General features: G+C 55.1%; 7 protein-coding genes. 6 read left to right on the plus strand and 1 reads right to left on the minus strand.

Going from position 1 to position 10,210, the window contains the following annotated elements:
• Positions 1-12 precede the first annotated feature (12 nt).
• From A6A03_RS15135 to csx2, 6 genes are read left to right on the plus strand one after another with little or no spacing between them, the layout of a single operon-like run.
• On the plus strand, positions 13-1,665 hold the full coding sequence (locus A6A03_RS15135; protein ID WP_066789962.1) for a Cas10/Cmr2 second palm domain-containing protein: 1,653 nt from the start codon (positions 13-15) through the stop codon (positions 1,663-1,665).
• Positions 1,662-4,025: an RAMP superfamily CRISPR-associated protein gene (locus A6A03_RS15140; protein WP_066789963.1), complete on the plus strand. Its 2,364-nt coding sequence runs from the start codon at positions 1,662-1,664 to the stop codon at positions 4,023-4,025. The genes A6A03_RS15135 and A6A03_RS15140 overlap by 4 nt, the downstream gene beginning before the upstream one ends.
• Positions 4,022-5,782, plus strand: coding sequence for an RAMP superfamily CRISPR-associated protein (locus A6A03_RS15145; RefSeq protein WP_066789967.1), 1,761 nt, complete (start codon positions 4,022-4,024; stop codon positions 5,780-5,782). Before A6A03_RS15140 ends, A6A03_RS15145 begins: the two co-directional genes overlap by 4 nt.
• Positions 5,779-6,354 (plus strand): type III-D CRISPR-associated protein Csx19, encoded by a 576-nt coding sequence (gene csx19 / locus A6A03_RS15150; protein WP_066789968.1) that lies wholly within the window; start codon positions 5,779-5,781, stop codon positions 6,352-6,354. Before A6A03_RS15145 ends, csx19 begins: the two co-directional genes overlap by 4 nt.
• Positions 6,355-6,377: 23 nt before the next feature.
• Positions 6,378-8,492 (plus strand): TIGR03986 family type III CRISPR-associated RAMP protein, encoded by a 2,115-nt coding sequence (locus tag A6A03_RS15155; protein ID WP_066789970.1) that lies wholly within the window; start codon positions 6,378-6,380, stop codon positions 8,490-8,492.
• A gap of 8 nt (positions 8,493-8,500) precedes the next feature.
• On the plus strand, positions 8,501-9,739 hold the full coding sequence (gene csx2 / locus A6A03_RS15160) for a TIGR02221 family CRISPR-associated protein (protein ID WP_066789972.1): 1,239 nt from the start codon (positions 8,501-8,503) through the stop codon (positions 9,737-9,739).
• Positions 9,740-9,805: 66 nt separating this feature from the next.
• Here csx2 and A6A03_RS15165 read toward each other — a convergent pair.
• The coding region (locus A6A03_RS15165; protein WP_066789974.1) for an RNA polymerase sigma factor at positions 9,806-10,210 on the minus strand (405 nt) is incomplete at its 5' end.

Genomic DNA, 10,210 nt, shown 5'->3' on the forward strand with positions numbered 1-10,210 from the left:
GGAGGTCACGCTATGCCCTACCTGCTCGCCGCCGAGGCCGATAAAATTCAGGATCTCATCTTTCGTTCGTCGCGCTTGCGCGAAGTGGTTGGCGCGAGCCAGTTGTTGACCCGGTTTTGCAAAAGCGTTGGAGAAACACTAGCTAAGCAGCACGGCGGGACAGTGATTGTGAACGATGGCGGTAGCTTTCGGGTGATGTTTAATGATCAAAAGCAAGCTGAAGCTTTTGGCAATGATCTCGCCGAGCTCTACCAATTAGCGCTTGGCGGGAGTTTGACCGTCGCTGAGCCAGTGGAGGTTGATGACTCAGCAGAAGAGGATGATTCCTTTAAAGCGGCCAATCAAGCCGCCGATCAAAAATTGCGTTGGGCGAAAAGCCGGCGCTCAGGCGTGGTGGCCGAAGCACACATGCCGTATGTGGCATTTTGTGAATCGTGTGGAGTCGCGCTCGCCGAGCGTAGAGACACGCGCAAGGGCCGGCGTTCCGCGGGCCGGCGGTATTACTTGTGCCAAACCTGCCAAGTCAAGCAAGCTGAACGTGATCGAGCGCAACAGGCGATCTTAGATGATTTATACAAAGCGTATCGTGAGGCTGCGCAGATTCAAGGCGATATTACCCCTGATTGGCCGGAGGATGCTGACGATATTGCGGATTTTGATCTGAGCCAGCGCAATTATGTGGCGTACCTTGTGGCTGATGGCAACGGTATGGGCCAAATTTTTGGCAGTTGCAATCAGCAACAGATGACTGATCTCTCACAACAACTAACGACCATCATTCAGAATAGTCTGGCGCAAGCGATCGCTCGGTTTCGCCAAGTCGTGCCGGGCCAAGCCGCGATGATCCCCGTCCTCCCGCTCATCCTTGGCGGCGACGATCTCTTTGCCCTCATCCCGGCGCCGTATGCGCTTGATGTCGCGCGCCAGTTCTGCCTCGCATGGGAACGGGGAATGGCTAATTTCATGCAGAAGATGCCGGAGAATGAGGAGAATGATTTGAAGGATCTTCCCCGCCCTACCATTGCTGCTGCGGTCGTGATTTGCAAGAGCAAGTATCCTTACTCCTTGGCTTATCAGCGGGCCAAAGATTTGCTGAAGCAGGCGAAACAACAAAGTAAACGGCTAGCCGCTGCTACTGGCGAGCATCTCTCAGCCGTGAATTTTGAGGTGATTTTGGGGAATCGGTTGGCAGCAGCCGAAGATAGTGACGATAACACGGTGATTCGCCGCACCTTACGCCCTTATTGGGTGGGAGAAAGCGCCCTTTCCCGTGACGCCTTGGAGTATGGCATTGCACTTAACACATTGTTGCAACAGCGTTACGTGCTCAAAGACTTGCCTAATAAGCGGTTAGCCGAATTACGCCGTTGTTTTGAGAATGTGCCTGCAAATGTACGAATGGATCAGCGCAAAGCTGCGCTTGAAAAATGGGCCGTCTCTGAGTTGGCGCGTATTCTACTGCGATTGAGTCAGCAAGCACAGCAGAAAGTGACAGAAGCTCTAATAGCATTAGGAAGTGACAAAGTGCATTACTGGCGCGATGTTAAATGGGGTAACAAGACTCCATTAGCGCACGGTATGCTCGACCTGCTTGAAGTGTGGGATTTCGCCCAAGATCTCACCTATACCCCTGATGCATACGAACCGCAGGAGGACGAGGCATGAGCATCCGGCTCGAATTTGAGATAACTTTCAAAAGCGACTATCACGTTGGCGCTGGTCACGGCTTGGGTTTGCAAGTCGACTCGGCGCTGCTTCGTGACCCCGACGGCGTGCCGGTCATTCGCGGCACGGTGCTGGCCGGCCTCCTGCGCGAAAGTCTAGCGAATCTACTGGCATTGCAACCATTTGTGCGCCAACCTAATTGCCAGCAGTTTCTTGAGCGCATTTTTGGCTCGCCGCGTCAGCTTAAACGCTGGCGCATCTCGTCGGCCCGGCCAGCCGGGTCGTTGATACCGCAGGTGCTCCCCCAAAAGCAAAGCACGAAGTTCATGGCCGCTCAAACCACGACCCGTGCGCGGATCAATCCACGCACCCGCCGCGTCGAAGAGAATAAACTCTTTACCCACGAAGATGGCGATGGCAGCCTGCGGTTTCGCTTTGTGGCCGAGTGTGAGCGGGATGACGCCATTGCGCAGCAGGAAGCGGAATATATTGTTGCGGCGGCGCGCATGCTGCGCAGCCTCGGCGCGGGAAAACGCCGTGGCTATGGTGAGTGCGAGATCCATTTAGTTGATCGCAATCGGGAGAGTGACCTGTTAACGCGGCTAGCCAAGCGCCTGAAGGGTGAGACAGTCCCTGAGTCTGCGCCTGCGCCTAGTCATGATGAGACGAAGCCGCTTCATCTGCCTGCCGATCCCGGCAATCATACCTATCGCTTACGGGTGCTCATCCGTCTCGATGAACCGTTGCTGATTGCTCGCCGCGCCGAAGCAGGCAACCAGTACGAAACTCTTGAGATGATACCCGGTAGTGTGTTGCGCGGCGCATTAGCATGGCGGATGACACACCGGCATGGCGGATTCACTAATTCTCATCCCGCGGCATTTAATCGATTTGTGGCGCTCTTTTTTAATGATACTGTGCGCTTTTCGCCGCTGATGCCGGTTGAGCTTGATTTAGGTGACAAAGATAACAAAGGTAAAAAAGATAACCTAAAAGGTTATGCCACAATCATAGCACCGCGCGATCTTGTTACATGTGAATTGTATCCCGGTTATGTTGGTGAGAATAGTGATGAAATTCATGGAATTTGGAGTTTGCTCGACGATACGAACCACACTAAATGTCTTATTTGTGGCAGAAAAGCTGCTTCAGTGAAGCTGAAAACGCTTGATGGTTTTATCACGCTGGCAGGTGTGCCTCGCTCACGCCACAAACCTAACCAAACGATCGAAATGCACATCCGTATCGATCCCAACAGCGGTCGGGTGCGCACTGGTGATTTGTACGGCTATGTGGCGTTAGAGCCGGGCCAGTATTTTGTGGGTGAGATCACCTGTACCAATAGTGACGTCTGGCAGGAGCTGCGCCGGATGGCTGGGTTGCAGGAGGGTGTGAACGAGCTGAAGCTGGGGAAGGCGACGCAACGCGGCTATGGGAAGGTCAGCGTGGTGTTTGCACCCATCGATACGCCGATCTTCCACCTGCAAGACCTCAGCCAGCGTCTAGACAGCACTGACCACGTGCGTATGCTACTGCTCAGCGATGCCATCGTCGTCGATCAATGGGGACGCTTCTGGCGCGGTTTCGATCCGGCGTGGTTGCAGCGTGAGTTGGGTTTGCCAAGCAATGTCACCGTTGAAATTGATCGCAATCCCCAAGGTGAGTTGCTGGCCTTTTCGGCTACCCGCGCGGTCGATGCGTTCAACAATAAGTTAGGCTTGCCGCGGAGCCGTGATGTTGCGATTGTGGCCGGTTCGAGCGTGCGGTTGAGTTTCAAGGGCATTGAGCTGGATGCGCTCGTGCAGCGCCTGCAAGCGGTCGAGAATCGCGGCATTGGGTTGCGCCGCGAAGAGGGGTTTGGCCGGGTGGCCTTTAATCACCCGATCTATCGGCAACTCGAAGGAATCGACAGTCCGATGCTCGATCTCTCGTCGCTAGCGCCGGCTGGCGAGATCACTCCGCTGACCAAGATGCTTGATTTCTCGCAGGCATGGGTGAAAACGCTTGATGACGCATCATTTGACGTTTTTGCGGATGAGCGTTTCGAGGCGGTAGCGCGTCTCTTGCATGTTTCGCGTCATACCTCGGTCGCGGCGATTATGAACGAGTTGCAGACGCTGGGTGAACCGGCGGCGTTGCTCGGCAAGCCGTTGAGTGGCCGCGACAAACCGAACTTTTTCGCGACTGACGGGAAGCCGGGGATGGATGCCATTGAAAAGTTGCTTGGTCTGTTGGCAGAAACTCTCAAGCAGAAAAAACTCGAACAACATCCGCAGGCGTGGCGCATAGGCTTGCAAATCCTCGCTGCTCGTATTGCCGGCTTGGCGCGCCAGCAGGCATTGAAAGGAGGTCGCCGATGAGGTTTCGCGCCATTACTGCGAAGCTGACCCTGCGTACGGCATTGCACGTGGGAAGCGGCAAGGCGAGCGATGCGACCGATGATCTGGTGCGCCGCGATGTGCGGGGCCGGCTGCTCATTCCCGGCACGGCCATTGCCGGCGCGTTGCGCAGCATTGCCACCCGGCTCGCGCCAAGGTTTGACAATAAAGTCTGTCAGGCTCTGAACGGAACGCCATCAAACGACGCCTGCCAATGTCTGGTTTGCCAGTTGTTCGGCGATGTCAATCCGCGCGAAGACAATGACGAAGCGGTCGCTGCTCGCCTGCTGGTCTACGATGCCGTACTCGATACATCGCCATCGCTGGCGATCCGTGATGGCGTGGGGATTGATCGCGTCACCGGCGCGGCTGCCCGGCGCGAACGGATTAAGTTCGACTACGAGGTGGTGCCGGCGGGGACAGGGTTTAAACTGCGGTTGGAGATTGATCCAAAATTGCCTGCTGATCAGCGGTTGTTGCCATTGTTAGCGGCCACTCTCGCCGAGTGGGAGCAGGGACGCGGTGCGATTGGCGGTCGGGTGAACCGCGGCTTGGGGGCATTGCAGTTATCAGATGTGCAATGGATCGAGCGCGATCTCAACGATCCCGATGCACTGATCAGCTTTTTGCACGATGGGCCGCCGTGGGAGACGACCGATGGCAATCGCGGCTGGCTGAATGAGCAATTGAAAATTGCTCGTGGCTTGATCAAACCGGTGCGGAGCGACAATCTGCCAGTTGCGCGCTCGTGGGTATTGGCCGAATTCGTCCTCGCTGCTACCGGCCCCTTCCTCATCAACGATCCGGCGCAATCGGGCCGGAGCGGCTTCGATCACGCGCCGTTGCTCGAGACCTATGCCACCGGCGCCAAACCGGTCTTACCCGGCTCAAGCTTGCGCGGCGCGTTGCGCAGCCAAGCCGAACGGATTGCGCGCACCTTAGCGACCTTCAGGGCATGGGATTCGGGCAACGATAAAGCAAGCCGCAAGCAGAAGTTTCTAGATATTTGCCCGGCATGCAACCCGCTGACCGCCAAAACGACCGATCCGGTCGCGAGTTGCAATAGCTTGATCAAAACGCTGCCCAAAGATGAGCGCAGCGAATTTGAGCGGTTCGGCGCCGAAGACAAACTCTGCCTCGCCTGCCGGCTCTTCGGTAGTCCATGGAACGGCAGCCGCTTGCGGGTTGAAGATGCGCCGTTTGTTGGGGAACAGGTCAAAACGAAGGTACTCGACTTCCTCGCCATCGACCGTTTTACCGGCGGCGGACGCGATACGGCCAAATTTGATGCGGTAGTGCTCTGGCAGCCGAAGTTCCGGGTGCGGCTCTTCCTTGAGAATCCGGAGCCGTGGGAATTGGGTTGGCTAGCGCTAGTGTTGCGCGATTTGCACGATGGCCTGATCACCGTTGGTTTTGGCGCTGCCAAGGGGTTTGGCGAGTGCCGGATCGAAAACGGTTCGCTAACCTTCGGTATCTTGCACGACAGTGATGTTCCGTTGCCGGCGCAAGATGAGCGGCTTGTTGCTGCTAGCCAACATTTGTTGCAAACGCAGCGTGGCGAGAGCGGCGTGTATCGAACGATTGCTTATGATCCTGCGGCTAAGGAAGACTGGCTAGAATTGGCTGAGGGTTGGGTAAAGGCGTTTGATAGCCACGTGCGAGGCTTTCGCCATGCATTTGGTCTGCAAGAAGACAGCTACTTCGATCTCTCCGACCTCTACCCGGCGAGGGTGCCATGAGCGACAAAAGCATCGACTTTACGCAACTGTACGCACAGATACAACAGGCTCCACTACAAGCCTCCGACCGTCCAGCGATTCTCGGCGGCGAGTTTGCTGCTGACCAACTGCAAACCTTTCTTAAGAAGTGGGAAACACAAAAGTCTTGGCAGGGAATGCCCTACCGCATCTGGGAACACGTCAGCCATATCGAATTCGCTGCCCAACCGCCTGATCTCATCTACCTCCAGCGCGCCGACATCTTCGGCGAAAGCGGCCACCTCTCACTGCGCCGCGATGCGCAGCGCTGGCTGTGGCATTACATCGGCCAACCGGTCACGTTGACGGCGTTTCAATCTGAGGATTTCTGGCGCCGCCATCCGAACTGCCAACTACGCCGCTACGCCGAATCGGTCATGCTGTGGGGCGATCGCAAAGACACGTCATCACCATGGCACGATGATCGCGTCGCCGCAGCCAGCCTCACCTATCCGATCAACACGACCGGGCGCGTGTACCTGCACTTCTGGCGCTACACCGAACACGGGCAGACGGTGTTTGTGCAGTATCGCGAGCTGCGCGGAAAGCCGTAATGTTATATTACAAGAGGTGTACTATGGGAAAGAATAAAAATAAACGAACCAATCTCTCACTCAATGCTCAAAAGCCTCAACCCAAACCAACATCTGAGCAGGGCAAAAAGCAGGTTGAACGGCCAACATCATCTCCTTCTGCAACGCCTCAGCGTTCTTCATCCTTGCCATGGCCCCGCACAAAAGAGCATTCCACTTCTCGGGAAAATTATCGTTTTCTCAATCCCTATAACTTTGTGCGCTATCTCGATGCCCCAACTATTGCACCTGATGATCCCGCAACGCGCCTCTTGGGCCGTTGCGCGCCGCCGCCCCACGACCGCTATGTGGGTTTGACTGGACGCATTACCTGTTCGCTGAAGACTGTAACGCCGCTGTTTGTCTCCGACAGTCACGATGTGCAGGTGACGAATGTTCTCCTGTCTGATGGTAGAGAAGTGCAGCACAAGAGTTATCGCTTTTTTCAGTACGATGGCCAAGACGCCATTCCGGCCACCAGTATTCGTGGGATGATCCGGTCGCTCTTTGAAGCGGTTACGAATGCTCCCTTCACCGTGTTCAACGGGAGTGAACGTTTAGAGTATCGGATTGACCCGATTGAAGCCCAGCGATTCAAGCCCGGTATTGTCCAGAGTCTGCCGGATGGTGATCAGCCGGGTGTTATCCTGCTTTGCGAAGAGGCCAAGATCGGCGCGTATTATGAGGATCCCGACCTCAATGTCTTGCAAGGTGAGTGGCGCTGTGGCGAGGAGGCCTATGCCATTATCAGCTCAACAAAGCAGGGTAAAGGTAAGGGCAAGGGTGCAGCAAGGGTGGAAGCGATTGCGCGTGAACGTGATAGGAATCGCTTGTTGAGGTATGATAAAGAACCGAAGAAAGGTTGGATTAAAATAACGGGTCGTACTATTGAAACGAAGTGTAATGAAAGATTTTTCTATTTCGAGGATGGTTCTACTAAAGAAGTATTATTCGATAAGGATCGTGAGGATGATTTCAATGAGATCTTGAGTGGGCAACTGCAAGAACACGGCGACAGCTTCCGCTCCCGCATCCAAAGTGAACGATTAGCGCCGGGCAATCTCGTCTATGTCAAATTAGAGCTAGATGGCGTTACCGTGCGCGATATCGCCTTAGTGAAAGTTGCCCGTTTACGCTATCGCCATTCGATCGGTGATTTGCTGCCGTCGCATCTGAAACCAAGCGAGCGCTACGAAGAGCTAGATATTGCCTCGCGTGTCTTCGGCTGGGTCAAAGAACAGGCCGGTGACGATCGCACGGATCGGGTAGCGTATGCGGGGCGGGTGCGATTTAGCCATGCCACCTTGAAAGAAGATGCTGGCGTATATAGTGAGCCATTGCGTCTCGCTATTCTTGGTTCTCCCAAGCCGACTACGACCCTATTCTACCTGCGGAAGAAAAACGGTGAATGGAGTCAGGAAGAACGAAAGAAGCCCGGTGCGGCGTCTCATGTTGGCTACGATGGTCACAACCAGTTGCGCGGGCGAAAGTTTTATCGCCATCACGGCCCATCACTCAATCGTCTTGAGTATGAGCGAGCGGGCCAGCGTACTGATCATCAGAATCGCACTGTCCGCGGCGTGCGTGCTCCCGGTAATGTCTTTACCTTTACTATCGATTTTCGCAATCTGGCCCCGGTTGAGCTTGGTGCGTTGCTATGGACGCTAAGCTTGGGCGAAGAAAAATGCTTTTTCCGGCTCGGTTATGCTAAACCGTTGGGATTTGGCAGCGTGAAGCTAGAGGTCGATCAGGTTGAACTGCTTGATCCGATCGCACGCTATCGTTCGTTGCAGGCATCAGGGTGGCGCCGTGCTTCAACCACGGAACGCGGTAGATGGATAGCTGCTTTTGAAGAAGCGATGAAGCGCTGCTACGGTAAACCTGTGCGCGAATTGCCGAATATTATCGATCTCATGACTTTGCTGCGCGATCCTGTGCCAGCACTGCCAATTCATTATCCGCGTACCGATGTTCATCCAGACCCGGAGGGCAAGAACTTCGAGTGGTTTGTTGCCAACAAGGTAAAATCAGATAAACCCACTAAAGCCGGCCCCAACTTTATCCTCGAATTGCCGGGCAATGAGAAAGGATTGCCATTGTTACGGAAACTCGCAGAGTGATATGGCGTATGAAAGCTATTACCTTCCTCGGCGCCAGACCGCAAGAAACATGCTATGTCTTTCCGGATGGTCGCGAGCATATTGCCCCCTTTTTCGGGTTGGCATTGGCTCAGTACCTTTCGGATCTGGATCTCGTCGTTTTTACTACTGAACTGACGGCTCAATTCTACAATCAACATTTTGCCAGTGCGCAAGCTGCGAGCATTCAAGCAGTTCGCATCCCTGATGGGCGTGATGATGATGAACTATGGCGGATCTTTCAGGCTGTGGTTGAAGTCATTGAACCGAATGAAGCGGTTGTGTTCGATATCACCCACGGCTTTCGCTCGCTGCCATTCTTATCTTTCCTCGCCGCTGCCTATTTGCGCAAAGTCAAGGCCATTCAACTAAAACACGTATTCTTCGGTAATTTTGAAATGCGTGATCAGAGTGCCACTCCTCATCGCACGCCTGTGCTTGATTTGACCAATTTCGTCGAATTGCTCGACTGGATGGTCGGGGCCGATCTGTTTGTACGTTTCGGTGATGCGCGTGATTTGGCGGGCTTGCTGCGCAATCAGCACCAGCGTTTGCGTCCGGTAAGCGAAGATAGAGATGCGATGCGGGTTTGGGCTAATTCGCCGTTGAAATTGACTGCCGAAGTGCTCGACATTGCTACGCGATCGTTGCGAGTGGTGCGGCCGGCTGATGCAATGCGGGCAAGTGCGCAGATTATGCAACGATTGCCCGCTGTCGAACACGAGATCGGCGCGTTGGCATTGCCCTTTACACCGCTAGCTCAGCAGATCATTGACAATTTTCGCCCAATTGCGCTCGGTGAAACCGAACAAGCTGATCCGTTACGCACCCTGCAAACCGAACTGAATTTAGTTGGCTGGTATCTGGATCGCGGTCAGGTTTTTCAAGCGGTGGCGTTGGCTCGTGAGTGGTTGGTATCGTGGGTCATGGTGCAACTTGGCAAGGGTGATAGGTTATTGGAAAAGACAGAGCGTCAACTGGTTGAACAGACGCTTGGTGCGGCTGTCCAAGTACAGAGGGGAGGTACTGGCAAAGAAGAGATACATGTTGATCTCAACGCCATTCCCTCATTGAAAGAAGTGATTAATCTTTATAACCAACTTGGCGATTTGCGTAATGATCTTATGCATGCCGGAAAGCGGAAACAACCGCAGGGTGCGCAAAAGGTTGAAGAGCGCGCAAAACGGTTATATGAGTCTTTGAAAAATACCTGTCGGCTTCCCTCCTAGTGTGTTCGTCCGTGTTCACAGGGGGATCAGCGTCGCTGAACCCCCTGTGAGCACTTCCCTCCCCCCTCACGCCATCGGCGGGGTATACGTCCGCCGTGGGTTGGGGATGATCTCCGGCTGCTCATACACCAGCTTGCGGGCAAGAGTCATCGCCCGGTGCTGGAGCGCTTTCGTGGCGGAGACGGTACAGCCGAGTTGGCGGGCCGTTTCTTCGAGCGACAGGTCGTAGCCGAAGCGGAGCCAGAGCACCTGCCGGTAGTGGTCGGGCAGGGCGGTGAGCACCTGCTGGAGATGCTCCCAGTCCCACTGGTGGGCGAGCAGGGCTTCGGGATCGCCGTCGTGCTCGCTTTCACCCGCTTCAAGGGGTACAAAGCGTCCGGCTCGCCGCAGCACGCTGGCGGCCTGATCGCGGGCGAGGTGGAACAGCCACGCGGTGAGGGGCAAGCCGCGGTCTTCGTACTGATTGGCCCG

This window comes from Chloroflexus islandicus, assembly GCF_001650695.1.
Lineage (GTDB): Bacteria > Chloroflexota > Chloroflexia > Chloroflexales > Chloroflexaceae > Chloroflexus > Chloroflexus islandicus.

What these genes read in the sequence shown, in the direction of transcription:
- A6A03_RS15135 (WP_066789962.1), top strand. Translation starts at nt 13, where the DNA reads ATGCCCTACCTGCTCGCCGCCGAGGCCGATAAAATTCAGGATCTCATC.
- A6A03_RS15155 (WP_066789970.1), top strand. Translation starts at nt 6,378, where the DNA reads ATGGGAAAGAATAAAAATAAACGAACCAATCTCTCACTCAATGCTCAA.
- csx2 (WP_066789972.1), top strand. Translation starts at nt 8,501, where the DNA reads ATGAAAGCTATTACCTTCCTCGGCGCCAGACCGCAAGAAACATGCTAT.
- csx19 (WP_066789968.1), top strand. Translation starts at nt 5,779, where the DNA reads ATGAGCGACAAAAGCATCGACTTTACGCAACTGTACGCACAGATACAA.
- A6A03_RS15145 (WP_066789967.1), top strand. Translation starts at nt 4,022, where the DNA reads ATGAGGTTTCGCGCCATTACTGCGAAGCTGACCCTGCGTACGGCATTG.
- A6A03_RS15140 (WP_066789963.1), top strand. Translation starts at nt 1,662, where the DNA reads ATGAGCATCCGGCTCGAATTTGAGATAACTTTCAAAAGCGACTATCAC.